The organism is Paenibacillus sp. AD87, assembly GCF_001659845.1.
GTDB classification, from domain to species: domain Bacteria; phylum Bacillota; class Bacilli; order Paenibacillales; family Paenibacillaceae; genus Paenibacillus; species Paenibacillus marchantiae.
Map to the genome: position 1 here is coordinate 3,462,172 of NZ_LXQN01000007.1, position 26,532 is coordinate 3,488,703.

At 44.7% G+C, this 26,532-nt stretch carries 29 protein-coding genes; all 29 read right to left on the reverse strand.

From position 1 onward, the window contains the following. Positions 1–2 precede the first annotated feature (2 nt). The 29 genes from gpAD87_RS15110 to trmFO all read right to left on the reverse strand — a co-directional run bounded on the left by gpAD87_RS15110 (position 3) and on the right by trmFO (position 26,509). Positions 3–890 carry a MinD/ParA family protein gene (locus gpAD87_RS15110; RefSeq protein ID WP_064639058.1) on the reverse strand — a complete coding sequence of 296 codons (888 nt, stop codon included), beginning with the start codon at positions 888–890 and terminating at the stop codon, positions 3–5. Next, a complete protein-coding gene (gene flhF / locus gpAD87_RS15115) occupies positions 887–2,242 on the reverse strand; it encodes a flagellar biosynthesis protein FlhF (RefSeq protein WP_064639059.1) in 1,356 nt (451 codons plus the stop codon). The genes gpAD87_RS15110 and flhF overlap by 4 nt, the downstream gene beginning before the upstream one ends. Beyond that, positions 2,239–4,272 carry a flagellar biosynthesis protein FlhA gene (gene flhA / locus gpAD87_RS15120; RefSeq protein ID WP_063566397.1) on the reverse strand — a complete coding sequence of 678 codons (2,034 nt, stop codon included), beginning with the start codon at positions 4,270–4,272 and terminating at the stop codon, positions 2,239–2,241. Before flhA ends, flhF begins: the two co-directional genes overlap by 4 nt. A 25-nt stretch (positions 4,273–4,297) precedes the next feature. Beyond that, complete coding sequence (flhB, locus tag gpAD87_RS15125; RefSeq protein ID WP_063566398.1) at positions 4,298–5,380, reverse strand: flagellar biosynthesis protein FlhB; 1,083 nt, start codon at positions 5,378–5,380, stop codon at positions 4,298–4,300. 23 nt (positions 5,381–5,403) lie between these two features. Continuing rightward, a complete protein-coding gene (fliR, locus tag gpAD87_RS15130) occupies positions 5,404–6,192 on the reverse strand; it encodes a flagellar biosynthetic protein FliR (RefSeq protein WP_063566399.1) in 789 nt (262 codons plus the stop codon). Positions 6,193–6,202: 10 nt separating this feature from the next. After that, entirely contained in the window at positions 6,203–6,472 is a 270-nt protein-coding gene (fliQ, locus tag gpAD87_RS15135; RefSeq protein ID WP_024630226.1) for a flagellar biosynthesis protein FliQ, read from the reverse strand. Between the two features lie 25 nt (positions 6,473–6,497). Continuing rightward, positions 6,498–7,253 carry a flagellar type III secretion system pore protein FliP gene (gene fliP / locus gpAD87_RS15140; RefSeq protein ID WP_064639060.1) on the reverse strand — a complete coding sequence of 252 codons (756 nt, stop codon included), beginning with the start codon at positions 7,251–7,253 and terminating at the stop codon, positions 6,498–6,500. Then, a complete protein-coding gene (locus gpAD87_RS15145) occupies positions 7,250–7,786 on the reverse strand; it encodes a flagellar biosynthetic protein FliO (RefSeq protein ID WP_064639061.1) in 537 nt (178 codons plus the stop codon). Before gpAD87_RS15145 ends, fliP begins: the two co-directional genes overlap by 4 nt. 11 nt (positions 7,787–7,797) lie before the next feature. Beyond that, complete coding sequence (locus gpAD87_RS15150; RefSeq protein ID WP_017689175.1) at positions 7,798–8,163, reverse strand: response regulator; 366 nt, start codon at positions 8,161–8,163, stop codon at positions 7,798–7,800. Between the two features lie 28 nt (positions 8,164–8,191). Then, on the reverse strand, positions 8,192–9,454 hold the full coding sequence (fliY, locus tag gpAD87_RS15155; RefSeq protein ID WP_063566402.1) for a flagellar motor switch phosphatase FliY: 1,263 nt from the start codon (positions 9,452–9,454) through the stop codon (positions 8,192–8,194). Then, a complete protein-coding gene (gene fliM, locus gpAD87_RS15160; RefSeq protein ID WP_024630222.1) occupies positions 9,444–10,442 on the reverse strand; it encodes a flagellar motor switch protein FliM in 999 nt (332 codons plus the stop codon). Before fliM ends, fliY begins: the two co-directional genes overlap by 11 nt. 39 nt (positions 10,443–10,481) lie before the next feature. Beyond that, complete coding sequence (locus gpAD87_RS15165) at positions 10,482–10,943, reverse strand: flagellar basal body-associated FliL family protein (protein ID WP_064639062.1); 462 nt, start codon at positions 10,941–10,943, stop codon at positions 10,482–10,484. Continuing rightward, positions 10,943–11,164: a flagellar FlbD family protein gene (locus tag gpAD87_RS15170; RefSeq protein WP_024630220.1), complete on the reverse strand. Its 222-nt coding sequence runs from the start codon at positions 11,162–11,164 to the stop codon at positions 10,943–10,945. Before gpAD87_RS15170 ends, gpAD87_RS15165 begins: the two co-directional genes overlap by 1 nt. Positions 11,165–11,230: 66 nt before the next feature. Next, the gene (flgG, locus tag gpAD87_RS15175; protein WP_064639063.1) at positions 11,231–12,049 is read right to left on the reverse strand and encodes a flagellar basal body rod protein FlgG; all 819 of its coding nucleotides are present in this window, start codon (positions 12,047–12,049) and stop codon (positions 11,231–11,233) included. Between the two features lie 82 nt (positions 12,050–12,131). Continuing rightward, the gene (locus gpAD87_RS15180) at positions 12,132–12,515 is read right to left on the reverse strand and encodes a TIGR02530 family flagellar biosynthesis protein (protein ID WP_064639064.1); all 384 of its coding nucleotides are present in this window, start codon (positions 12,513–12,515) and stop codon (positions 12,132–12,134) included. Continuing rightward, entirely contained in the window at positions 12,512–13,057 is a 546-nt protein-coding gene (locus gpAD87_RS15185) for a flagellar hook capping FlgD N-terminal domain-containing protein (protein ID WP_064639065.1), read from the reverse strand. Before gpAD87_RS15185 ends, gpAD87_RS15180 begins: the two co-directional genes overlap by 4 nt. 19 nt (positions 13,058–13,076) lie before the next feature. Further along, positions 13,077–14,447: a flagellar hook-length control protein FliK gene (locus tag gpAD87_RS15190; RefSeq protein WP_064639066.1), complete on the reverse strand. Its 1,371-nt coding sequence runs from the start codon at positions 14,445–14,447 to the stop codon at positions 13,077–13,079. 42 nt (positions 14,448–14,489) lie between these two features. Continuing rightward, positions 14,490–15,425 carry a MotE family protein gene (locus gpAD87_RS15195; RefSeq protein ID WP_064639067.1) on the reverse strand — a complete coding sequence of 312 codons (936 nt, stop codon included), beginning with the start codon at positions 15,423–15,425 and terminating at the stop codon, positions 14,490–14,492. 42 nt (positions 15,426–15,467) lie between these two features. Continuing rightward, positions 15,468–15,920 (reverse strand): flagellar export protein FliJ, encoded by a 453-nt coding sequence (gene fliJ, locus gpAD87_RS15200; RefSeq protein WP_064639068.1) that lies wholly within the window; start codon positions 15,918–15,920, stop codon positions 15,468–15,470. An 11-nt stretch (positions 15,921–15,931) separates the two neighbouring features. Further along, on the reverse strand, positions 15,932–17,251 hold the full coding sequence (gene fliI / locus gpAD87_RS15205; RefSeq protein ID WP_053783794.1) for a flagellar protein export ATPase FliI: 1,320 nt from the start codon (positions 17,249–17,251) through the stop codon (positions 15,932–15,934). Further along, a complete protein-coding gene (locus gpAD87_RS15210; RefSeq protein WP_064639069.1) occupies positions 17,238–18,098 on the reverse strand; it encodes a FliH/SctL family protein in 861 nt (286 codons plus the stop codon). Before gpAD87_RS15210 ends, fliI begins: the two co-directional genes overlap by 14 nt. Continuing rightward, entirely contained in the window at positions 18,091–19,107 is a 1,017-nt protein-coding gene (fliG, locus tag gpAD87_RS15215) for a flagellar motor switch protein FliG (protein WP_063566412.1), read from the reverse strand. The genes gpAD87_RS15210 and fliG overlap by 8 nt, the downstream gene beginning before the upstream one ends. Positions 19,108–19,118: 11 nt before the next feature. After that, a complete protein-coding gene (gene fliF / locus gpAD87_RS15220) occupies positions 19,119–20,702 on the reverse strand; it encodes a flagellar basal-body MS-ring/collar protein FliF (RefSeq protein ID WP_064639070.1) in 1,584 nt (527 codons plus the stop codon). Positions 20,703–20,839: 137 nt separating this feature from the next. Beyond that, positions 20,840–21,151 carry a flagellar hook-basal body complex protein FliE gene (fliE, locus tag gpAD87_RS15225; RefSeq protein WP_064639071.1) on the reverse strand — a complete coding sequence of 104 codons (312 nt, stop codon included), beginning with the start codon at positions 21,149–21,151 and terminating at the stop codon, positions 20,840–20,842. Between the two features lie 57 nt (positions 21,152–21,208). After that, positions 21,209–21,661 (reverse strand): flagellar basal body rod protein FlgC, encoded by a 453-nt coding sequence (flgC, locus tag gpAD87_RS15230; protein WP_063566414.1) that lies wholly within the window; start codon positions 21,659–21,661, stop codon positions 21,209–21,211. Positions 21,662–21,666: 5 nt separating this feature from the next. Then, positions 21,667–22,074 (reverse strand): flagellar basal body rod protein FlgB, encoded by a 408-nt coding sequence (gene flgB / locus gpAD87_RS15235; RefSeq protein WP_053783790.1) that lies wholly within the window; start codon positions 22,072–22,074, stop codon positions 21,667–21,669. Positions 22,075–23,063: 989 nt separating this feature from the next. Further along, the gene (hslU, locus tag gpAD87_RS15240) at positions 23,064–24,464 is read right to left on the reverse strand and encodes an ATP-dependent protease ATPase subunit HslU (protein WP_064639072.1); all 1,401 of its coding nucleotides are present in this window, start codon (positions 24,462–24,464) and stop codon (positions 23,064–23,066) included. Between the two features lie 138 nt (positions 24,465–24,602). Then, positions 24,603–25,145, reverse strand: a complete 543-nt coding sequence (gene hslV, locus gpAD87_RS15245) for an ATP-dependent protease subunit HslV (RefSeq protein ID WP_024630205.1) — start codon at positions 25,143–25,145, stop codon at positions 24,603–24,605. A gap of 26 nt (positions 25,146–25,171) precedes the next feature. Then, positions 25,172–26,509, reverse strand: a complete 1,338-nt coding sequence (gene trmFO, locus gpAD87_RS15250; RefSeq protein ID WP_064639073.1) for an FADH(2)-oxidizing methylenetetrahydrofolate--tRNA-(uracil(54)-C(5))-methyltransferase TrmFO — start codon at positions 26,507–26,509, stop codon at positions 25,172–25,174. Between the last annotated feature and the right edge of the window lie 23 nt (positions 26,510–26,532).

The following is a 26,532-nucleotide window of genomic DNA, read 5'->3' on the forward strand; positions in this document are numbered from 1 at the left end:
AATCATGTTGTCCGCTTCAGCCACTTTTTCATAAATCCTCTGATTCCTGTCAAGGTTTCGGATCCCGGAGCAGCAGGTGCAGCCAAATAGTGATGTACGAGTTTCTCTATATCCCTGGAAGCTTTTGCATTCGGATATGCCAGACTGTATGGCACTTGCCTTTTAACTGCCTTTACAACCTGAGCATCTTCGGAAATATATCCAAGCAGCGGGATATCGATCTGTAAAAATCTCTTTGCCACTCCAGCTATTTTATCCGCCACCCGTTCCGCCTCTTGCTGGTCTTCAACCCGGTTAACGATCATCCGAAAGGGTGTGGCATTTTCCTGGCCATGCATAACTTTAACTAAAGCATAAGCATCGGTTATTGAAGTCGGTTCAGGTGTGGTGATGATCAGACATTCATCGGCTGCACCGATAAATTTCATATTTTCTCTGGAAAGTCCTGCTCCTGTATCAAAAATGACATAATCCATCTCCTGTGCAATCTCTTCAACTTGTCCAGCAAAAAACTCCAGATCTCGATCTGACAATGAGAACAATTCTTTCATCCCCGAACCTCCGGCGATATAAGGCAACCCGCTTGCACCAAGCTGTATGATTTCCTGTATGGATTTCTGTCGGTATAACAGATGGTACAGATTGTAAGGAGAAGAGGTTCCCATTAGGACATCAATATTCGCCATCCCTATATCTGCATCAAACACCAATACCTTTTGCCCCATTGCCTGTAAGCTCAGTGCAAAGTTAAGTGTAAAGTTGGATTTACCAACCCCTCCCTTTCCACTGGCAACGGTTATGATTTTGGAGGAGCGTGAGTCACGTCCTCTTCCCTCCACTCCGTTAGGCATGGAGACCATACTTCTGAGTGAGGCTGCCTGGTCCTTCATCGTACAAGCTCTCCTAACAATTGTTTGGTCAGCGAATCCGCATCAGGCTTGAGTAGATCATCCGGCACATTTTGTCCGTTAGCCACATAAGCAAGTTTAAGTGGAAAACGATGCAGCAGGTTAAACATCGGGCCACAGCTTCCGGTCTCATCCATCTTCGTAAAAATGACCTTATCCAGCCCATATTTGCTGAAATGCTCCGTTATTTGAACCATATCGGCACTTTTGGAAGTCATGCTCAAAACCAAAAAAGTTTCACTATTTTCCACAGGCGCGAGTAAGCTTTGCAGTTCTGAAACAAGCAACTCATTTCTGTAGTTTCTTCCGGCTGTATCCATGAAGATTAGATCACATTCCTCAAGACGGGAGATCGCACGTTGTGTATCACCTGGGGACTGTACGACCTCAAGCGGGACATTTAAAATGGATGCGTACGTTCTAAGTTGTTCTACCGCTGAGATACGATAAGTATCCGAAGTGATGAACCCTACCTTTCGCTGATTGTTGAACATCTGTTCAGCAGCCAGTTTGGCAATGGTCGTTGTTTTACCAACGCCAGTTGGCCCAGCTACATAAACAATGCGTGTAGTTGGCAAAATACCCACGTCGATACGTTTCTCCAAAAAATGTGATATTTCCAATTGCACTGCCTGAACTGCTTCTGCTTCATCTAATTCTTTTTCAGAGAGCTTCGTCTGAACAACGTCAAACCAAGATTCCCATACTTCTGGCCAAATGTCTTGCTCCATCAACCTTTCTCGAAGAGCGTGGAACTCCTCTGGTAACGGATCTGCCGTTGCTCCTTGCTTAGACAACTTGGTCATCATCAGTTTGAGCTCCTGCAATTCAGACATCAGTTGGCCCTGCTGCGGATCGTTCGCCTGCTCCTGCTGCCCACTGGCGGATGTTAAACCCGAAAAATCCGCCCCTTGCGGTCGCGGTTTATGCTCGATACTCAAAGAAGATCTGCCGTTGCTCATGTCTGAACCGAGTTTACTCGATTCAGACACAGCTGTGGCATCCGTAGTTTTCTCTTGCACATTTTTTTCAGCGATACTCGCAGCCGATTCGTCAGAAGCAACGACAAACGAACGAGCCGTTTGTCGATATGCTTCAGGTACAAATGCGCGAGGTACGGGTGTAAATTGGTTTTGCACTTGCTTTGTTGCCTGTTTTTTTTCTTCCTTATCCACTGCTGCTACAACTTCGATCCTTTTCTTACGGAACATCCCCAGCACACCGCCCACCTTGATTTCCTTGGTGGACAGAATGACGGCATCACTTCCCAGGTCTTTGCGAATTTGAAGCATAGCTTCGGGCATGGTCTCAACGACGTATTGTTTTACTCTCATAAGTTCACCACCCCGACACTTTGGATTTCAACATTCGGCTCCAACTCACTATAGGAAAGTACTGGTATATCCTGCATGGTGCGTTCAATCACCTGGCGCAGATACATACGAATGGTTGGAGAAGTTAATACAACAGGCTGCTGGCCCGACTGGATCAATCGATTAACTTGTTCAGTCAACTTTTGATATACACTTTGTGTTGAAGCTGGATCTAATGCAAGGTAACTGCCTTGATCCGATTGCTGTACACTCTCAGCAATTTTCTTCTCTAGACCAGGTCCAACAGTTATTACTCTGAGAGTCTCCCCTTTTTGGGAGAATTGCTGGGTAATCTGACGAGAGAGGGATTGTCTCACGTATTCCGTCAGCACATCCGGGTCTTTGGTATACGTTCCGTAGTCCGCCAGTGTCTCGAAGATTGTAACCATATCACGAATGGAAACTTTCTCACGCAACAACTTGGCGAGCACTTTCTGTACATCTCCGATGGACAGGACGGATGGGATGAGTTCATCCACCAGCGCAGCATAATTCTCTCTGAGATTATCCACAAGTGCTTTCGTTTCTTGTCTGCCAAGTAACTCATGCGCATGCTTCTTAATCAATTCAGTCAGATGTGTGGCTACAACTGAAGGAGGATCTACAACTGTATATCCTGCAAGTTCAGCTCTGTCTTTGGTTACTTCATCTATCCATAACGCTGGAAGACCAAAAGCTGGCTCTGTCGTTTCAATCCCTGTAACAGATTCTTCTTCATAACCCGGACTCATGGCCAGATAATGATTCAACAACAGTTCTCCGCCGCCAACAACATTACCCTTAATTTTGATGACATATTCATTCGGTCTTAATTGGATATTATCCCGAATCCGGATAACCGGAACGACTAACCCCAGTTCAAGAGCACATTGCCTACGAATCATAATGATCCGATCCAATAAGTCTCCGCCCTGCTGGTTGTCTGCCAGAGGAATCAAACCGTAACCAAATTCAAACTCAATAGGGTCAACCTGAAGAAGGTTGATTACACTCTCCGGACTTCTAACTTCTTCAATCTGCTGCTCCTCTTCCATTTGCTCCTCTGCCTCTTGCTTCTGATTCAGATTATTCTGCATCCTCCATCCAGCAAAAGCCAGCAAACCTGCAAGCGGCAACGTTGTAATAATATGAATCGGTGTGAAAAAACCGAGCATTGCTATTACAAAAGCTACAATATAAAGGAGCGTCGGGTATGTAAACAATTGTCCCGTAATGTCATCGGCCAAATTCCCTTCCGATGATGCTCTAGTTACAATAAGACCTGCTGCTGTAGATATCAGGAGTGCAGGAATCTGGCTTACCAGTCCATCCCCGATCGTTAACACAGAGTAGGTAGACAGTGATTCTGCAAAATCGAGACCATGAACCGTCATTCCGATGATAAATCCACCAATGAGATTAATCAGGAGAATAATGATGCTCGCAATAGCGTCTCCTTTTACAAATTTACTCGCTCCATCCATGGCGCCGTAGAAGTCAGCTTCGCGTTCAATTTTGGAACGACGTTCACGTGCTTGCTGCTCGTTGATCAGACCAGCATTCAAATCTGCGTCGATACTCATCTGTTTACCAGGCATCGCATCGAGGGTGAATCGTGCTGCGACTTCAGCTACACGCTCTGATCCCTTCGTAATAACGATAAATTGAACCACGACGAGAATCAGAAACACAATGAATCCAATTGCGATCTGTCCACCAGCTATCCAGCTACCAAAGGTAGCGACTACCGAACCTGCGTCTCCTTCTCCCAGAATCAGTTTCGTTGTCGATATATTGAGTGCTAATCGAAACAACGTCGTGATCAGCAACAATGCAGGAAAGATGGAAAATTGCAGTGCCTCTTTGCTGTTCATTGCAACAAGCAATATCATCAGTGCAATTGAGATATTGATGACAAGCAACATATCCAACAACCAGGTTGGGATCGGGAGAATCATCATCAACACGATGCCGATGATACCCGCAAGGACAGCTATATCTTTTGTTTTCAATGAATGTACGGCCTCCGATCCCTTGTTATTTCGTTCTGCCCTTTAATTTATATACATAAGCCAGCACTTCGGCTACCGCTTGAAACAAATCAGCCGGTATGGCGTCACCAATCTCGGCTCTCTGGAACAATGCCCGTGCCAGCGGCTTGTTTTCCATTGTAATGACACCGTGCTCTTTGGCAATTTCCTTAATACGTAAGGCGACGTAATCCTGACCTTTGGCTATAATCTGCGGCGCTTCCATCTCCGAGCCTTCATACTTAAGCGCAACGGCAAAGTGAGTTGGGTTGGTGATAATCACATCCGCTTTGGGAACTTCCTGCATCATACGCTGAACAGCCATACGACGCTGACGCTCCCTGATTTTCCCCTTGATCAGTGGGTCACCTTCCATTTTTTTGTATTCGTCCTTGATGTCTTGCTTGGACATCCGAATGTTTTTCTCATAATCATACTTCTGATACATGTAATCGAATACTGCAAGTACCAGGAGTGCTACGGCAATTTTAATTCCCAAGTTTAAGGTAATCGAAGCAGCAAAATGAAGAATCGCATCCAGTGAAAAATGTGATAGTGAAGCAATATCTGATTGGTAACTTGTGATTGTACTGTAAACGAGAAAACCGATAATTGACATTTTTAGAATCGATTTAGCGAATTCCACCAAAGAACGGAGAGAAAAAATATTTTTGAACCCTTTGATCGGATCCAACTTCTCAAGTTTTGGCTTCAAACCTTCCCCTACAAGAAGAAAACCAACCTGCATGTAATTAACGATTAACGCAACAAGTACCGCACCTAGCAAAGCAGGAGCAAGCAACAGCATTATCTCGATACCATATCGCATCATCAGAGCGACAACATTCTCCCCGGTGATCTCCATACTGAGTCGATTTATGAAGATGTCCGTAAACAGTCGAACTATTCGTTCTTTATAAAAGTTACTGAACATCATCATGATCAAAAACGTAAATAGGAGAATGGATGCGCCGGACAGCTCCATACTTTTGACAACCTGTCCTTTTTTTCGCGTATCCTGTCTTTTTTTCGGGGTAGCCTTCTCTGTTTTTTCCCCCGCAAACATCTGGAGGTCGAGTTGATATTTCATTCGAATCTTGTCCTCCGTTTCACTCAGCCCGGCCTCTGTCCAATGGTCCCAAGCAAGTTTTCCATGGATCTGAACATTACTTCGAACAATTGACTAAACACAAAGGCAAAACTGGGAACCAGCAAAAGCAAAATAGCAAGCCCTACGAGTACTTTAAGTGGCATTCCGACGGCAAATACGTTAAATTGAGGAGCCGTCTTTGCTAAGAATCCCAATCCTACATCTGTCAAAAACAGAGCAACTACAATCGGCGCAGACATCTGAAAAGCCAACATAAATGATTGGCCTAATGTACGCACCAAAAATTCAGCAATACTTCCATCTGCCAATCGTAGAAAGAATACATTCGACAACGGAATCCAGCGATAACTGTATACAATGGCATCGAGCAGATAATGATGTCCGTTCATTGTCAGAAAGAGCAATACCGCAAAAGCATATTTGAAGTTACCTGTAAGTGGTGCAGAAGCGCCTGTCATTGGATCATATACATTGGCCATACCAAAACCAATCTGAAGATCAATAAAGGTTCCTGCGGTCTGTATAGCCGTCATTAACAGATAAGCAACAAAGCCTAAGAGCAAGCCAATCAATATCTCTCGGATAACCAGCAGGATATAACTCAGATCTGTAGGTACAACCTGGTCTATGCCGTATACCATATACACAGTAAAGGTTACGAATGCCGATAAACCAATTTTAAGAGAATTCGGCACATTCCGAGCCGAGAAGACCGGCGCAGTTACAAAAAATGATGCTATTCGACAAAACATAAGCAGAGCGACAGGAAAACTTTGCAACAATGTCTCCATCTGCAACAGCCTACCCTATGTATCTGTATAAATTATCGAGAATGTTATACGTGAAATCGACCAGTATATTCAATATCCAAGGACCAAACAAAAGTACTGCCAGAAGTACAGCAATGATTTTAGGCACAAAGGCCAGGGTTTGCTCCTGAATTTGAGTAGTTGCCTGAAACACACTGATAATGAGTCCTACAACCAGAGCTAGAATAAGCATGGGTGCGCTGGCCAGCAGTGAAGTATAGACCGCTTTCCCGGCCAGACCGATAATAAACTCCGAAGTCATGACCGTCCTCCTTTAATATGCCGGCTCAAGTGTTAAAACTCAGCAACAGTGACTTCACGACCAGATACCAGCCATCGACAAGTACAAATAGCAGTATTTTGAAAGGTAATGAGATCATGACAGGTGGAAGCATCATCATCCCCATAGCCATGAGTGTACTCGCAACTACAATGTCTATAACCAAGAATGGAATAAAGATCATGAATCCCATCTGGAATGCTGTCTTCAACTCACTGATTGCATATGCCGGTACCATCACAGTAATCGGAATATCCTGGTATGTGTTTGGCTTTTCCGTTTGATTGTACTTCATAAACAGCAATAGGTCTTTCTCCCTAGTGTGGGAGAACATAAACTTCTTCATGGGGTCTGCAGCTTTTTCCAACGCTTCGGTTTGTGTGATGTCACCCTTGAGATAGGGCTGAAGCGCTACCTGATTGATGGATGACAACGTCGGAGACATGATGAACAGTGTTAGAAAAAGTGCCAAACCGACCAGCACCTGATTGGGTGGCATTTGCTGCGTACCCAAGGATGTCCGCACAAAACCGAGAACGATAACAATCCGGGTAAAGCTGGTCATCAGTACCAGCAAAGCTGGTGCGATACTAAGTACCGTGATCAGCAGGATAAGGGACAGTGAACTCGTGCTTGGTGTGCTCCCATCTCCGTTTCCAATTTGAATATCAATATTCGGAATCGGTTCGGCAAAGGCAACAGTGACGGAGGCCAGACTGATAAGTCCTATGAAAAAACACGCTAACCAAATCTTTTTCTTCATGAATCCCTCGACCGATCTGTAGTATTGTCTTCTTCCAGGACCTTCTCCATCTTCTCTTTACGGTTAGGCATCTGCCGAAGTTTAGATTCAAACAGTTCGTGAAAAGAGGTTGTATCCTCGAGTTCCATTTCTTGAGGCGGTTCATCTTTGCGCAAGCGGGCTGCAAGCTTTGCAATAAGAGGCGAAAGGCTTCCCTGTTGTGCTGAAGCATCCCGTTCAAATGAATCAATGATTCGTTGTGCCTCTTCAAGATCCGAAACCTTATCCACCAGCTGTATGTCATCACCCACACCGAGTAGATAAACGCTACCGCCAATTTCTATAATTTGCAGCGACTTGTTTGGTCCCAGTCCGACCCCACCCAAAATACGAATTGTGCCGTTCCGGAACCATCGCTGATTCCGTTTGTTTAGAAAACGAATCAGATAGACTATAAGAACCAGAATGACGGCCAGGACAACAATCACCCATACAAGCTGAAAATAATAATTGACTCCCGCGCCCACATCATCTGGAATCTTATCCTGAGCCATCATCATGTCTCTTAAACGCCCAGCGTTTTGCTGATTGCTTCGATAACCCGGTCAGATTGGAACGGCTTCACGATGAAATCTTTAGCCCCAGCCTGGATTGCATCAATAACCATCGCTTGTTGACCCATCGCAGAGCACATAATCACTTTTGCGTTAGCATCAATTTTTTTGATTTCTTTCAAAGCTGCAATACCATCCATCTCAGGCATGGTAATATCCATTGTGATCAGATCAGGACGAAGCTCCTTAAACTTCTCAATTGCTTGTGATCCATCCTGTGCTTCGCCAACGACCTCGTATCCGTTTTTGGACAAAATGTCCCGGATCATCATTCTCATAAATGCAGCGTCGTCCACGACTAAAATTCGGTTTGCCATCTTGATTCAAGTCCTCCCTAAATTGTGCTTATTGTAATTTCTGAATTCGGTCCCATTGGCTTACGATATCTATAACACGAACACCAAAGTTTTCGTCGATTACGACAACCTCACCTTTGGCAATCAACTTGTTATTCACCAAAATATCGACAGGTTCACCGGCCAGCTTGTCCAGCTCGACAATTGAACCTTGTGACAGTTCTAAAATATCCTTAATTTGCTTCTGGGTCCTTCCTAATTCTACGGTGACTTTAAGGGGAATGTCCATCAATAAATTCAAATTGTTTTCGTCTACCTGGCCGAACGCCCCATTTTGCAAATTGGCGAATTGAACCGGTTGTACGTTTACATTCCTATTCGGCACACCGCCGTAATGCTGCGGTACACCATAAGGTTGCTGCGGAGGCATGCCATAAGGCTGCTGTGGCGGCATTCCTTGCGGCATCCCCATTGGAGCCTGTCCATAGCCATTATAATCTTGAACAGGCGGCTGTTGTGCCTGTGGTGGTACCTGTTGCTGAACTGGAGGTTGCTCAGGGGCAACCGGTACTGCTGCTGGTACTGGCTCTGGAGTAGACGCAACTGGTGCACTAGCAGTAGACTCTTGGGCCCCTCCAATCAACATCTCTACCATTTCTTTGGCAAAATGCACTGGAAGCAGCTGCATGAGATTGGAATCAATCAGGTCGCCAATCAACAGACGGAATGATACCTGGATCAACGTCTCATCTTCTGGAAGATTGCTGACTCCCTCACCACTTTCCATATTGAGAATATCAATTCCCGGAGGAGAAATATTCACGAAACGGTTAAAGATTGTGGACATGGAAGTAGCAGACGAACCCATCATCTGATTCATCGCTTCCTGTACTGCACTGATATGGATTTCATTTAGTTCTTCATCAACCGGATTTCCTTCGCCGCCAAGCATCAGATCAGCTATGACTTGAGCATCCCGTTTTTTGATGACTAGCGAGTTGATCCCTTCAAATCCATCCACATAATTCACATGTACTGCAACGTGAGGTTTAGGAAAGGCTTCATCAAACTGTGTCCGACTGATGATGGACACCTTAGGTGTTGTAATATCTACTTTTAGGCCCAATAGCGTGGACAAAGCTGTCGCCGCACTACCAAAAGTAATGTTACCAATTTCCCCCAAGGCATCCTGTTCCAGCTCGGTCAAAAAATCATCAACTGTTTTCTCAGCCGGTTCCGAACTGTTCATCGATTCCGATTGTCTGAGCAAAGCATCGATTTCTTCTTGGGATAAATAATCCTTACTCGTCAAATTCTTCAACTCCTTCGGTGACAATCTTGTCTATTTGCACAGCCACACGATCCTTGATCGTTCCCGGGCTACCCATATACTTCAGCCTATCTCCAACTTTAATGGACAGTCCCTCATCAACGGGTTTGTTCAACGTAATGACATCGCCAACAGACAGACCCAAAAATTCAGCAATCGAAATCCTGGATTCTCCCAACTCCGCAACGACGGGCAATTTGGCTTTGTTCACACGCTCTTTGAGAGCATCATATTCTTCCGGAGCTCTCGTCTTTTTCTCCGAAACAAACCACTGATGAGTCGACAACCGGGACATAATAGGTTCAAGAACGACATGCGGGATACACAAATTGATCATGCCTGTGGTGTCACCGATTTTGGTACTCAGTGAGATCAAAGCGATGGTCTCGTTGGGTGATACAATCTGCATAAATTGCGGATTGGTCTCCAGTGCTTCCATCCTTGGAGAAATATCCAACACCGTCTTCCATGCTTCCTGCAAACTCTCAAACGCACGGCTGAAAATCCGCTCCATAATCGTCGTCTCAATTTCCGTCATCGATGCGATCTTTGTCGGTGCATTTCCTGTTCCGCCAAGCAGACGATCCAGCATTGCATAACCCACGTTGGGATGAACCTCCATCACCATCCGTCCCTGTAATGGCTCCGCCTCAAATATGTTCAATATCGTCATCTTCGGAATAGAACGGATAAACTCGTCATAAGGCAACTGTTCAACCTGAACGACATTGATCTGAACGAACGTCCGCAGTTGGGCTGAAAAATAAGTGGTGAGAAAGCGTGCAAAATTTTCGTGAATACGGGTCAAGCTTCGAATATGATCTTTGGAAAAACGAACCGCCCGCTTAAAATCGTACGATCTAATTTTCTTTTGAGTTTCTTCCTTTTTCAATTCCTCAGCATCCATCTCACCAGAGGAAAGGGCAGCTAATAGGGCGTCAATCTCATTTTGTGATAATACATCCACCATGTTCTCACCCCCTTACAGATTTACAGCGTGTCCTGTTCATTACATTGGCGCCATCACAAAAGCAGAAAAACTAGTGCTGGCCAGCTTACCTTCTGGCAAAGCTTCATTAATAAGGTCGGTCAATTTTTTATTAAATTGAATGCGACCTTTTGCTGTAGCCAGCTCATCCGACTTGGTATCCGCAAAAGTCTGGATGATGATAGGCTTCACCGTGATTTCCTTGATTTTCTCAAAATCTTCTTTAGCCTTTTTGTCGGACAATTTGAAAGAAAAACTTACAACTACAATATGGTCTATATCAGCCAAATTGGTTTTAATTTCTCCAAGCTCTGAGGAAACTGCAACAATCTCATCCGCAGTCATCTTCTTCTCTGCAGCAGCGGCTGCCGTATGTGTATCATTCTTATTCCCGTTCTGTCCTTGCATAAATACAAACACAACCACCACAATGAGTGTTATAGCTAGCAAGCTTGTTGCAAGCCATGGCAACATCTTTTTCATCAGGACTCCTCCGTTTGCTGCACTTTAATAGTGGCTGCCTGAACCCCGATTTCACGGTTGTAATCTTTAATTTTGGAAATAACCTCATCGGCCTTCTCAAGCACAATAAGTCTCTTTCCGGTTACCAGAGTAATATACGTGTCTGGTGTCTCTTCCACAATTTCAACCATCAGCGCATTTAACCACATGGGAGAACCATTTAACCGCGTAACCGAAATCATGCTAAGCCCCCTCGATCAGAGTGGAGGAGCAAGCTCCCCCACACATTAAAAATTGCTAATCAGTTATTAACGTTTCAGGTTAACAACTTCCTGAAGCACTTCATCGGACGTTGTAATAATACGTGAGTTCGCCTGGAATCCACGTTGAGCCACGATCATCTCTGTGAATTCACCTGTTAGATCCACGTTGGACATTTCGAGTTGTCCTGCAATAATTGACCCCGTACCATTCTCGGCATCATTTGCTGTTAAAGGATCAAGTGTGCCATCAGGATTGGCATTGGCTGTCATCCGGTAAAGGTTACCCCCTATTTTTTCTAGACCTTCCGGGTTGACAACTTTCCCAATACCCAGTTGAGTTTCACTTTCAATTGTTCCGTCAGCCATCGTCTGGTTAATCATACCGTTTTGGCCGATTGTAAAGGAAACGACATCATCAGCAATTGTGATTGGTGCACCTCCACTGTCTAAAACAAAGAGGCCGTCAGATGTAACCAGATTACGATCCGCATCTACGTGAAAATCCCCAGCACGAGTTAAGAATGGAACTTCCTGATCCTCCGACATCGCAACCAGAAAGAAGCCATCTCCATTAATGCGCAAATCTGTTGGATTGTTTGTTGTCATAGGACTTCCTGCAAGATGCAATGTGTCAATAGACCCTACAGATACACCCAAACCGATTTGCTTCGCATTCACACCACCTGTTGGAGTATCCGTCGGTGCAGTCACCCCTGCTGTGGTCTGACTCATAATATCTTTGAACATGACACGGCTACCTTTAAAACCAACCGTATTCACGTTCGCAATATTATTACCGATAACATCAAGTTTCGTTTGAAAACCCCGCATCCCGGAAACGCCTGAGTACATTGATTTCAACATTTTTTAAAAATCCTCCCAGCCTTAATTTGGTTACCGCGTCAGTCGGTCAGCGGCATTCCGGCTCCCGAGAAGGGCCAGCCGGTCAAGAAATGATTACAGCACTGTCAATCTGAGTGAATACATTATCTTTCATGCTTTCACTATCCATGGCTGTAACGACAGTACGATTTTTGACATTAACGATAAAAGCCATATCTTTCATCAAAATCAAGGACTCCTTGGCTCCTTTGGCAGCAGCCTTATCTAAAGCAGTTCCAATCTGCTGCATCTGCTCAGTCTTGAGCTCAATACCGCGCTGTTCCAACCTTTTGGCAGCATGATTACTCAATTTCAGGAGGTTATCTTCCAATACCTGTGCAAAAGGGCGTTCAGGTACATTGGATGCTTCTCCCGCTTTGGAGCGATTATGCAAATTGGATGTAATTGGACCTGTGTACAGTTGGCCAACTGTTATGCGGTCACTCATAACATGTTTCCATTGTCTTCAGGCTGCGCTGATGCTTCTGGTTCCTTGCTTTCATTTGTTACAGCTGAATCTGCAGCGTTCTGAACTGGAGTTTCATTTTCCTCAGCCTGTGTTGGATTGGTTACCTGAATAATTTCATCCAGCTTGATTTCGTCATTGCCCACTTTTGCGTATTGAACACCATCTCGTACGATGATGGAATCCACAATACCTTGACGGAGGGTTCCGTTATCCTCTTTATTAGAAGAAAGCCAACTGATCTCGCGGCCAATCATGCCAGACACTGTTCCAAGAGACTGATTCAAAGTCTTGAGCTGAGACGAAATATTCACCAGTTGTTCTACCGAACTGAACTGAGCCATCTGAGCGATAAATTCCTTATCTTCCATCGGCTGCATCGGATCCTGATTTTGTAGCTGAGTGATCAATATTTTAAGAAACTGATCCTTTCCCAGCTCTTTTGTTGCAGCGCTTGTTGTAGCCTTATTCGCTGCAGAATAGTTAGGCCATGTATTATTGGTAGAAATCGCTTCATTAGCCATATTTTCACCTCATTTCTGTTTAAGCCTCTGCTGTAAACGTATCTCTTCGCAGGTCGTTTCCTTCCTCATGCTCACTGCGCCAGTTGCGCAATTCTTCCTGGAGAGTTGCTGTAGTTACAGCATCATCCGATTGTTCTTCACGTTCACGTGAGCGACGTTGCTGCTGAGAATTGCTACCTGGCTGGCGTCCGCCATCCTGGTACATTTGTGAACCAAGTGAGCTGTTCTGAGTCACCTCAAGTCGTTCCACTTGAATGCCTTGAGCTTGAAGCGAGCTACGCAGTTGCATCATTTGCTGTTCCAACATGTCTTTCGCCATCGTGTGCTCGGTCATAAAACGTGCAACCAATTGTCCGTTTTGCAAAGTAATTTGCACATCCAGCTTACCCAGGTGCTCCGGACGTAGTGAGATAGTCGCTTCCGAAAATCCCTTTTGTTGCACAATATCCAACTTGTTCACAACAAACTGTGTCATCTCTTTTGCAAACTGGGAGGCTTGCATGACAGGTTCAGCCGGTTTACCCGCTGATGTTCCTGATGAACGTAAGGACAACTCTCCTGCCGTAATGATACTTGAATGGTCCACTTCTCCCACTTCATTCACTGTAGGTGCTGAATCCGTTTCAACTGAAACTTTAGGTCCAGTATTTGAAGCGGCCGCAACAAGAACTTGTGATGCCACTGAGTCTTGCTTGGACGTTTGATTTGTTGGAGCCCCTTGCACAGACTGATCCTTAGCCACCGCTAATGTATCCAGAATGGATTTAAGTTCATTCCACCCTTTGTTAAGACTGGTGTCAACGCCAGCATCTTGCAACTGACTTTGAAGAGATTGAAGCAGGTGCTTGAATTCTGGAGCGTTCTTGACAACAGTACTATCAGGCTCATTCATACCCGCAATTAACTGTGTGAGTACATCCTGTAATACAAAGCGCACTGCTGCTGGATGTTCCGCCAGATCAATTGCTGATGCTGCATTTCCCGCTTCACTTGTAGGCTCATCAGAACCTTCGGCTTGAGTACCAGGATTATCTAATTGAGCATACATCTGCTGAATCAGACTTTGTAAATCCCCTAGTAGTGACGGATCATTTTCCAAAGCTTCATCTAGCGAATCCAAATCTGCGAATAACGAACTCAAGATATCGGTGATCGATGTTTGTTCTCCATCTTCACTAGCTGCAAAGGTAAACATAAGCGGATTCGCTGTTAAGCTCCCTGCTGCAGCCGAGCTGTTCTCCCCCGTTGCACCACCATTCAATGATTGGGCAAGAGTTTGTAGAAAATCACCGCTACCAGCAGTTGCACCTTTGGAACCAGTTCCAGCTGTCTGAGCTGCTCCTGTTGTCTTGGCGGATGATGTGGATGTCATTTGATATACAATCGACATTTGTTTTCACCTCCTCTCCTTAATAAACAGACGCTACTAATCTTACTTGTTACCCATTAATTTATTTAATATTTTAGCAGTTTCAACTGAATTTTCAGTCGACATATTTTCAAGCAATTGAGAGCGTGTAGCATCGTCTACAGAATTCAAAATGGTCAAGGTTTTGTCCGGACTCAGCTTATAAGTTTCGAGTAACAGCTTGGCTCCACTAGAGGCCGACATGGAAGCAAACGTTTGACTAAGCTGATTTTTATCCAAATTTTTGGAGTTAGTTGTAGAAGCCGTAGATGTAGTTGTAGTTTCTTTCTTTAAGCGGGATTGCAGTGCATCCAGGGCCAGATCACCGGATGGTTTTGCATCCTTCATCATCATCGTGACATCAGCCGCTGTTTTTGGGTCCATCTTTTCCAGCACCTTGGTTCGTGCAGCCGATTGCATCGCACTCAGAAGCAGCACCATCTCTTCATTCGTCATATTTTGCAAAATCGGTGCGGCCTTACTGGGACTCATGTCCGCATACATCTTCGCCAAATCTTTAATTTGTTTCTGATAATCAGACTCGGTCTCTGGATTCTGCACAGCGGTTTCAGCCGCTTTTTCCGCATCATCCAATTTCTTTTGCAGATCACTTGCTTTTTTCGCCTCTGTGGTCGTGGCATCCTTCGCTGCTTTGAGCTCTGTTTCTTTCTCGCTTACTTGTGCCTTCAGCTTATCTATTGTCGCTTCTGCACTCTCGACCTGCTGCTCGCTCTTCTCCAGTTTCTTTTTCTCCGGATCTAGCACAGGATCAGGCACCCAGTCCTTTACGATAGGAATTTTGTTAGCTACTTCAAGCAGGTTGTTGCGAATATCTACATTAAATAGAGTGAGCAAAACACCCAACAAAACCACAGTGAACACAATTGGGATTGAAATCATCAGAAACTTTTCCCAACCGCCGCTCGACTCTTTTTCCATATCTGTGTCTTTAACAGCCATTGTTCTTTCCTCCTTCACGAGACAACTTCGCGTCCGGCCACATCAATTCGCGCGTCCGGCTTTGGCAGCGAAGCGTACAGTAGCCATCTCGTCCAGATCGTTCTGTTCCCGGAGGAGCATCTCCTGCTGAAATTTGATTTTGGCCTTGTCTCTCGCCCCAAGCCATACTTTTTCGTCCATCATTTTGCCGTTCAGAAACGTCTGATTCCGTTGCACATTGACCTCAGCATGTCTGACATCACTACTTTTGCGTGAAATGCACTCGTCAAGGTGATGGACATACCGCTGCATCTCCTGCAAGCTGGATACGGAAGCCGTACTTTCCGTAGTGGATTGAATGACATCAATCAGTTCCTTTTTATCATTCAATAGTTGTAAAAGATGCTCTTCCTCAGTCTGAAGTTTCCCGATCGCAGTGGATAACATCCACTCCGCTTGCGTTTTTTCATTGCTTTTCAGGTCAACAACCTTCTGGAAATGATATCGAAATTTCATCGTTTACCCATTCATCTCCTTGCAAATTCAAGAATCAAACGTTCCTGCACTTCACTCAACGTTACTTTTTCATCGACTTTCTGCCTTGTAAAATTCCAGATGCTATCAATCTGGTCTATCGATTCATCAATGGCAGCATTTGAACCTCTTTGATAAGCCCCAATGTTAATTAAATCCTCTGATTCCTTGTACACAGCCATCAGTCTCTTCATATTATTAACGGCTTCCAGCTGCTCTTCAGGAGCAATATCCTTCATAACCCGACTAATGCTTGCAAGCACATCAATGGCAGGGAAATGACCTTTGTTTGCGATGGACCGATTCAGTACAATATGACCATCCAAAATACCTCTTACCGCATCTGCAATCGGTTCGTTCATATCATCCCCGTCGACAAGGACGGTGTAAAAAGCAGTAATCGAACCTGTGGGTCCAGTCCCCGCTCGCTCAAGCAACTTGGGTAAACTCGCAAAAACAGAAGGAGTGTATCCTCTCATTGCAGGAGGTTCTCCCACGGCAAGTCCCACTTCCCTCTGTGCCATGGCATAACGTGTAACGGAGTCCATCATCAACATAACATTCATGCCTCTGTCTCTGAAATACTCCGCAATCGTAGTTGCGATGACCGCGCCCTTGATTCGAATCAGAGCAGGTTGATCAGAGGTAGCGACAATAACGACAGATCGTTCCAGTCCTTCCGGACCCAGATCCCGTTCAATAAAGTCACGAACCTCACGGCCCCGCTCGCCTACCAAAGCAATTACATTGACGTCTGCTGCTGTATTGCGGGCGATCATGCCCATAAGCGTACTTTTACCAACACCCGATCCGGCAAATATGCCGACCCTCTGTCCTTTGCCAACCGTCAACAGACCGTCAATGGCTCTCACACCTACACTCATCGTTTCGAGTACCCGTGGTCGGTCCATCGGATTCACTGGCGTATTGGATGTGGAGTACATCGGCATTCTGGAGGGTAACAAGGAACCGTCCAAAGGTTGTCCCAATCCATCTAACACTTTACCAAGCAATTCTGATCCAACCTGAACCCCAAGTGGTTTACCCGTTCCGACCACATCACATCCAGGACCAATAGATTGAAGTTCGCCAAGTGGCATGAGCAAAACTTTGTTATCCCGAAACCCGACAACCTCTGCCTGAAGTGGCTTCGCAGATTTTCCGGGGTAGATGTAACATACATCACCAATGCTGGCATCCGGACCTTCCGACTCAACCATAAGACCAATGACCTGCGTGACCTTACCGTTAATGCGAACGGGATCAAATTGCTTAAGATGTTCCATGTATCGCTGTGAGCTAAGAATCTTCATGTTGATTTTTTCGCCCCTCATCCTCAAGTGCTATGCGGATCAGTTCTTTTTTAATTTCAGCGAGCTGGGTATCAATTCTGGCATCTACGCTTCCAAACGACGAACGTATAACACATCCCTTGTCTTTTACCGTAGCATCAGGTAAAATCTGCAATTCTGCCTGAGAGTCAATTGCCATAGCCAACTCTTCACGTGCAGCCTGCACAAAAGCAAATTGATCAGGTGCCACACATAAGGTGATCATCCCCTGTTCACGTTTGCGAGACAAACTCTGACGAATCAGTTCAAGCGTGTGTTCTGGTTCAACCGAAAGTTGTTTGTCAATCACCTTCTCAGCGATACCACAGGCGAGATCCACAAGGAAAGGCTCTGCTTCCTGAATAATCTGATCTTTGGCGACGTAAGCTTCTTCAAGCACCCCGCGTGCTTCCTTCATCATCTCTTCGATCTTCACCTGGAGATCCAGTTCAGCCTGTACTTTGCCTTCTTCAAAACCCTGCTGGAAACCTTGTGAACGAAGCGCTTCAGTAAGATGTTCATCCTGCTGACGCTGCTCCTGCCACCAGCTATCTATCTGTTCACGGGCTTCTTGAAGCAATCGCTCCGCTTCCTCCGAAGCATCACGTACCTGCTTTTCTGCAAACTCCTTGGCATCCTCCAGCATCTCCGCGGTAAGACGTTGTGTTTCTTCGTCCACGCGTGCCTGAAGCATCTCAGCTTCAGAACCTTCAGCACGTTCACCATCTAACTCCGCATCAGACTCGGGTCCACCATAATGATGATGATTTTCGAGTCGTTTGCGGTCATCAACCGGTACATACTGGAAAGATTTAATCAAATTAGACAATGATATCATCTCCTCCACCGCGAGCGATAATGATCTCACCAGCTTCTTCCAATCTACGGATCGTTCCTACGATACGGGTCTGAGCTTCCTCAACATCACGCAACCGAACGGGTCCCATGAATTCCATTTCTTCCTTGAATGTCTCGGACATCCGTTTCGACATATTTCGGAATATAGCATCCCGTACTTCTTCGCTTGCCACTTTGAGTGCCAACTGCAAATCTGCGTTGTCGATATCCCGGATAATACGCTGGATCGAACGATCGTCCACATTGACGATATCTTCGAATACAAACATGCGTTTTTTGATTTCTTCTGCAAGTTCCGGATCTTGAATTTCCAACGAGTCGAGAATAGTACGTTCCGTACCACGGTCAACGCCGTTCAAGATCTGAACGATGGATTCGATACCACCCGCATTTGTATAATCCTGCGTAACAGTAGAAGATAATTTCTGCTCGAGCACCCGTTCCACTTGAGAAATGACTTCTGGAGACGTACTGTCCATAACAGCAACTCTGCGTGCTACATCGGCTTGCTTCTCTTGTGGTAACGAGGACAAGATTGCTGCTGCCTGCTCAAATTGCAGATACGATAATACCAGAGCAATCGTTTGCGGGCTTTCGTTCTGAATGAAGTTCAATATTTGATTCGGATCCGCCTTACGCGCAAAGTCAAAGGGTCTAACTTGCAGCGTAGCCGTTAAACGGTTAATAACTTCAAGTGCTTTTTGCGACCCGAGTGCTTTCTCCAGAATTTCTCTCGCGTAAGTAATACCGCCCTGAGAGATATATTCCTGTGCCAGACAGATCTGGTGAAACTCAGACATAATCATATCTTTTTCAGAAGCATCCACTTTGCGAACATTGGCAATTTCCAACGTCAGTTGTTCGATTTCCTCGTCCCGCAGATGTTTGAAGATTTGCGCGGATACTTCCGGACCTAATGTAATCAACAAAATTGCTGCTTTTTGTCTTCCAGTCAGACCTTGACTGCTTGCCTTCGCCAATGCGTTCACCTCTATTCGTCAGCCAGCCACGTACGCAGCAGATTGACGAATTCGTCTGGCTTTTTCTTGGCCAAACTCTCCAATTGTTTGCGCACTTGACTTTCGTTCGTTACACTGTCCAACGTAATGGACGGAAACTCTGTTGCTACTGGAAGAGGAATGTCCTCTTCTTCTATTTCGTTTTGTTTGCGACGACGGCGCACTAACAAAATAACAACCGTTGCAATCAATGCTGCCACCAGTGCTCCTATGCCCCACATCATTCCGGTGGAAAGCTTGAAGCCTGTATTTGTTGCCGCAGCAGTCTGGAAACCTTGAGACATTACCGAAACTTTTTTGGCCAAGTCTGCGTCACTTATTACAGTGCCTGAGTCCGCCAATGATGCACGAACAATGTTAACCAAGATATTTTCAATTGCATCCTGAACCGGAGCTTGTAATTCTGTTTGTCCTGCAGGTGGTTCAACCGCGACGTTAATGGTTAAATCTTTTACAGTATATGGACTGGAAACGATATCTTTAACAATTCGGTTGACATCGTAGTTTTTGGTGCTGGATGTTTCCTCCGAGGTTGAGTTGCCTGATGCATCCGATGATGGATAACCCGGAACTTCCTCTTGGCCTGTGCCAGCAACACCGCCTGTCGGATTGCTTGCCCCTGTGTAACTCTTTTGAATCTCTTGCACACTGATCTCGATGCCTTTCATATTATCTACATCGACCGGTGTGACCAGGTTTTCTTTCCGCGTTTCCTTGTCAAAATTAAGCTTGGAAGCAACCAGAACATTGACGTTCTCGTCACCCACAATCTGTGAAAGAAATTGTTTCACATTATTGCGAACATCATTTTCGAATTTCTTCTGTAACGCCATGTTTTCTTGGACTTCAGAAGATAATCCCCCGCTACCACCTCGGGCCGTCGGAATCAGTTCCGCTTCATCCGTGTTCGTAATCGTTATGTTTTCAATAGGTAGATTGGGAATGGCTGTTTTGACCAAATTAAAATATCCATCTACCGCAGCCTGATTGGGGTGATAACCCGGTTTAAACTGCAGGGCCACTGATGCTGATGCTTTATCCTGCTCTTCTAGGCCAGCAAAGATATTATCTTTTGGCATATTGACCAGTACTTTAGCATCCTGTATGCCTTGCATCCGTTGAAGCAACTGCTCCACTTCTCCGTTCAATGCGTTGTTATACTTCACATCGAACTCTTTATCCGTCATCCCGATTGGAGATGATGACTCCTCAAATGACTTATATCCTAATGAACCATTCTGAATAATGCCTTGTGATCCGATATTTACTTTTGCAATAGCAACATCCGTGCTCGGTACAGATATGGTCTTACCGTCTGCACTTAATTTGTATGGAATACTGGAGGAATCAAGATAACTAATGACGCCTGCAGAGTCACTTGCATTCAAATCCGTGAACGCAACTTCATATTCCGTCTTTGACAATTGCATGGTTAGTACAACTGCAGCCAAAATTAAAAACAGGAATGTGGAAATAAATAATACTTTTTGCTTTTTGCTAAAACTATTCCAATACTGGGATGCCTTATCCCTGTATTGGGCAATTCTCTCATTCACTCTGTCACCCCATCCGAAACTTTGCTTGGTCTGTCCATCCGCAATCTCTATAGGTTCTAAAGTTTAACGGTCAGGAGCAGCATCGCAGCTGCTTGTTGTAGTAATCAGCGCTGTTGTCGAAGCGCATTTAAGCCAATTTACAATTGCGTACGCATAATCTCCTGATATGCTTCGACTACTTTGTTTCGGACTTGAGTCGTAAGTTGAAGACTCAGCAGGGCCTGTTGAGAAGCGATCATCACCTGATCAACGTTCACTTTTCCAACCAGGAATTGGTTTGACATTTCATGTGCTTGGGTCTCCTGTGCAGCTACAGACCCTAGCGCATCCTGTAGGTATGTACCGAAGCTCTGAATGGTTTCGGCTGGTGTAGATGGTTTACTTTGTGCCGTACTTTGCATCTGAAGCGGTTGAATCCCCTGTGTGCTAAACATGTTGTTCTGAATCATTAATGTCCCTCCCTTTCATTTGTGTTCTTTGGTTTTATGGCCACCTTAAGCCGTTAACTAGGCTCTTCCAATCTCCAATGCTTTGGATATCATTGCTTTGGTTGAGTTCAAAGCTGTGACGTTTGCTTCATATGAGCGTGAAGCCGAGATCATGTCCACCATTTCTTTCGCGATATCCACGTTAGGCATGTACACATACCCCTCAGCGTTGGCATCCGGATGTGTAGGGTCATAGACTGGTTTCAGAGGGGACTGATCTTCACGAATCTCCGATACTCTAACTCCCTCTCCAGACCCACTGCTTTTCATCTGATTTTGAAGCAAGCTGTTGAAAGAAGTTTTGTTGGGTTCAAGCACAACCATCTTGCGCTTGTAAGGAACTGCCTCGCCGTTGGTTACACTCGCGCGCGTCGTCTCCGCGTTGGCAATGTTGGAAGATATAACGTCCATCCGCAAACGCTGAGCCGTTAGAGCCGATGCACTAATACTGAAACTGTTACTGATGTTCACCTAAGTTATCTCCCTTCGACTCCAACACGCATCATTTTGATCTGTTCATTCACTTGCTGAATATAAGCGTTGTAACGTAGCTGGTTCTCCGCCAGAAGACTCATTTCTTTGTCTACATCGACGTTGTTCTGATTGTTATTCATGGATGTTGACTGGTCCATATTAACTACTGGTGTAGGTATGGAAGAGGAAGGACCTATGACAAAATGCCTTGAATCCGTTACTTTCCCTTTAAGAACAGGCATATCTCCATTCATTTGTTCCTGTAGCATTTCTTCAAAAGCAACGTCCGAACGCTTGAAATACGGGGTGTCTGCATTCGCAATGTTGTCAGCAATTGTTCGTTGTCTAATGTTGGAGGCATCGAGTGCACCTTGTAACCTTTGAAAACTAATATCATTCAAAAGATTCATAATCGCCCTCCTCTCTTTAGAAATTATGGAAATAGATTCAATCTTTTCCCGTCAGGATGCTTATGTTTTTTCGACAAAAAACATTCGCTTTTACACGGTTTTCTAGGACTTAAGTAGAATTAACTCTGATGTTGTCGTATAACATAAGTTTCTTCGAGATTGGGATATATTACAATAAGAAAAAAGCCCTATCTTTTCTGAAAGACAGAGCTTTTTGTGTATTTTCTGCAAATTATGAATTTTTTCGTAAATGTTGGGGCCCAAAACAAAAATAAGCTTAAGTGCTCAATATGAGCTCTTAAACATTCTTAAAATTTATACTATGCTTCTATACGATTCAGTACATCATAATAATACAAACAAGGAATCCAACGAAAAGCTTCAAACGATTTCCTGTTAGAAATATTTACCGATATAATAAGCTTTCTTATAATTTTCCTTAGAAACTTTTCTATTCTATGAAATTGCTAATTGACAAAATATCCATTTCGAATTATTTGTTTCAGCTTAATATCTAAAACACTTTTTTAACATTTAAACAGAGCAAGCTTATTTAAATTTCACAAGAATATTTTGTCACATCCGCAATACCATCTCATTCACTTCTTGCGTATTTATGCAAATTTTTCTCAAGCTTCTGATTAAACCGATAACCAGACTTGGAAAAACAAAATCCTTTTATTGGAATTTATAGTATTATCAAATATGTGTTGTCAGCACGTCTTTAGGGTTTAATTACATTATCTCTGCGGCACAAGTCCTAGATTATCTTTCATCTTATACAACTCCATCTCTTTTATCGGTTGCAATACGGCATTATATTAGGCTAAAACAAAAATAAACGGCATACAGATGGATTGAATAAAGTCTACTACAGTCAGAACCAGGACCGAATATCCTATTTCCGTGTAGTCGTTTGATCTTTAATCATCCATTGTATACCGTCATTCAACCTTCAAACACGCTCTGAACAGAGCATTACACCTATGTTACAAGATATATTGACTTAAATCACGATCAAGTGCAATGTCATTCAATTTCTCACGTACATATTCCGGAGTGATTACCATACGCTCCAGCGTAAGTTCTGGCGCTTCAAAAGACAGATCCTCAAGAAGTTTCTCCAGAATAGTATGCAGGCGCCGCGCACCAATATTTTCGGTATTCTGATTCACGGACTCAGCCAGCTTGGCAATCTCACGAATGGCATCATCCGAGAACTCAATCTCAATATTCTCCGTACGCAGCAAATCCACATACTGCTTGGTTAACGCATTTTTAGGTTCTGTGAGGATCGATACAAACTCATCAAGCGTCAGGCTGTTCAGTTCTACACGGATCGGGAAACGCCCCTGGAGCTCTGGAATAAGATCTGAGGGTTTTGCTACGTGAAATGCACCCGCTGCCATAAACAGGATGTAATCCGTTTTGACAGGGCCATACTTCGTCATTACCGTAGATCCTTCCACGATTGGCAGAATATCACGCTGTACACCTTCACGGGATACATCGGGGCCACTGCCGCGTCCCTGACTGGCAACTTTATCAATTTCGTCAATGAATATGATACCTGTCTGTTCCGCCCGGCGGATGGACTCCTGAGTAACATCATCCATATCGATCAACTTGCCCGCTTCTTCCTGAATTAATACTTTGCGAGCTTCCTTAATCGCTAGTTTACGTTTTTTGGTACGACGAGGCAACAAACTGCCAAACATCTCCTGCATGTTCATCCCCATCTGATCATTTCCTTGACCAGCGAACATGTCCATCATGTTAGGCGTGGTATCTTCCACATCAATTTCGATAACGTCATCTTCCAGCTTGCCAGATAACAAATCGAATTTGATTTTCCGTCGCCGCTCAGCTACTCCGGTATCCGGTTCTTGCTCATCGGTTTCTGGCGTGTTGTTGCCATTATTGCCAAAAATCATTTCGAACGGATTCCGCTGATTTTTGGATTTGGATTGTGAAGGGGCCAAAATATGTACGATCCGCTCATTGGCAGCCTCTTCCGCTTTGTCCTTGACCTTTTCTGTACGTTCCAGCTTGACCATCCGCAGGGATGTTTCAATCAGATCACGAATCATAGATTCCACATCACGGCCAACATAGCCCACTTCCGTGAACTTCGTAGCTTCTACTTTTACGAATGGAGCTCCTACCAACTTAGCCAGTCGGCGTGCAATCTCAGTTTTACCAACACCAGTAGGTCCAATCATCAGAATATTTTTAGGTACAATATCATCTTGGGTATTTTCGGGCAAAAGGCTACGGCGATAACGATTGCGAAGGGCGACCGCTACCGATTTTTTAGCCTGTTTTTGACCCACAATGTACTTATCAAGCTCTGCAACGATTTGTCTTGGCGTTAACGCTTGAGTATCCATATAGCTTCCCTCCTACCAGTATGTGAACCTTGTTTATGAGATAGAACGTTATAAATCTTACCTACAAGAACAAAGAATCTCCACGAAGTAACTGGAGCCGATTTAATCATCATGCCCCATAACGGGAGATTGCTTTCCTTACAACTCTTCAACAATTATATTATTGTTGGTATATACGCATAACTCTGAAGCAATCTGGAGTGATTCACGAGCAATGTCTTTTGCTTCCAGATCCACTGCATGACGTTTTAACGCACGTGCAGCAGATAACGCGAAGTTTCCTCCCGAGCCAATAGCGATAACATCATCATCCGGCTCGATTATTTCGCCACCACCAGAAATCAGCAGCATACCTGTTTTATCCATAACAATAAGGAGTGCTTCCAGTTTACGCAAAATCCGATCCTGGCGCCAATCCTTGGCAAGTTCTACCGCTGCACGCTGCAGATTACCATGATGTTCCTCCAGCTTGCCTTCGAATTTCTCAAACAAGGTAATGGCATCCGCCACGGAACCGGCAAAACCGGCCACAACCTGTCCACGATATAAACGTCTTACCTTTTTGGCTGTATTTTTCATCACAACACTTTGCCCCATGGTCACCTGACCATCACCGGCAATGGCTGCTTTGCCATTATGACGAACTGCACAGATCGTTGTAGCATGAAATGACATATCCATGATATCAGCCTCCTCCCACGATTAATTTACACGCGTTCCGGAACGGTTAGACCTTCTGCTGCTGCAAAACGGGCAATGCCGTCCAGTGCACGCTGCGCAAGTGCTTCATTCTTTTCCTTTTTGTTGCGTATTTTAGTTTCCAGCTTCGGCAGTAATCCGAAGTTTGCGTTCATTGGCTGAAAGTGTTTGAAATCAGCTGTTGTAATATATTGTGCCATACTGCCCAGCGTGGTCTCCACCGGCAATACCACCAGTTCCTGTCCAAGCGCTGCTTTGGCTGCATTCATACCCGCGATCAAACCGGATGCCGCAGATTCTACATAACCTTCTACTCCCGTCATTTGACCTGCAAAGAACAGGTTCGGACGCTCTTTGAACTGATACGTTGGACGAAGCAGTTTGGGAGAATTGATAAATGTATTACGATGCATAACGCCATAACGGACGAATTCCGCATTTTCAAGTCCAGGGATCAAAGAAAAGACACGCTTTTGTTCTCCCCACTTCAGATGCGTCTGGAATCCGACCAGATTGTACAGCGTTCCTGCTGCATTGTCCTGTCTAAGCTGAACAACAGCATGAGGCAGTTCTCCAGTATGCGGATTGACGAGTCCTACAGGTTTCATCGGACCAAACAAAGCCGTTTGTTTACCACGTTTCATCATGACTTCAATTGGCATACAGCCTTCGAAGTAAATTTCTTTCTCAAACTCTTTCAGTTGAGCAACTTCCGCTGTGATTAACGCTTCATAGAATACATCGAATTCCTCTTCTGTCATCGGACAGTTCAAGTACGCTGCTTCGCCTTTATCATAACGTGAAGCCAGATAAACTTTATTCATATCAATGGAATCTTTTTCGATAATTGGTGCAGCCGCATCATAGAAGTAGAAGTATTCTTCACCCATAAGAGCCTTGATTTGCTCTGACAATGCTGGTGAAGTCAAAGGCCCCGTTGCAACAACAACTATTCCGTCTTCCGGCAAGGAAGTCAGCTCTTCATTAACTACTTCGATGAGTGGATGCTGATGAAGCGTAGATGTGATCTCGCCTGAGAATCCGTCCCGGTCCACAGCAAGTGCTCCACCTGCTGGAACAGCATGACGGTCTGCTGCACCCAATACCAGAGAATTAAGCATTCTCATTTCTTCCTTCAATACACCAACTGCGTTAGTCAACCCATTCGCACGAAGCGAGTTGCTGCATACCAGTTCTGCAAATTTATCTGTATGGTGAGCCGGTGTTTTCACAACCGGTCTCATCTCGTATAGTTTTACGCGCACACCGCGACTTGCGATCTGCCAAGCTGCTTCTGTTCCTGCCAACCCGGCACCGATAACGGTTACTTTTTGTTCATTCGTCAAAATCATTTACCCCCATTATGCTA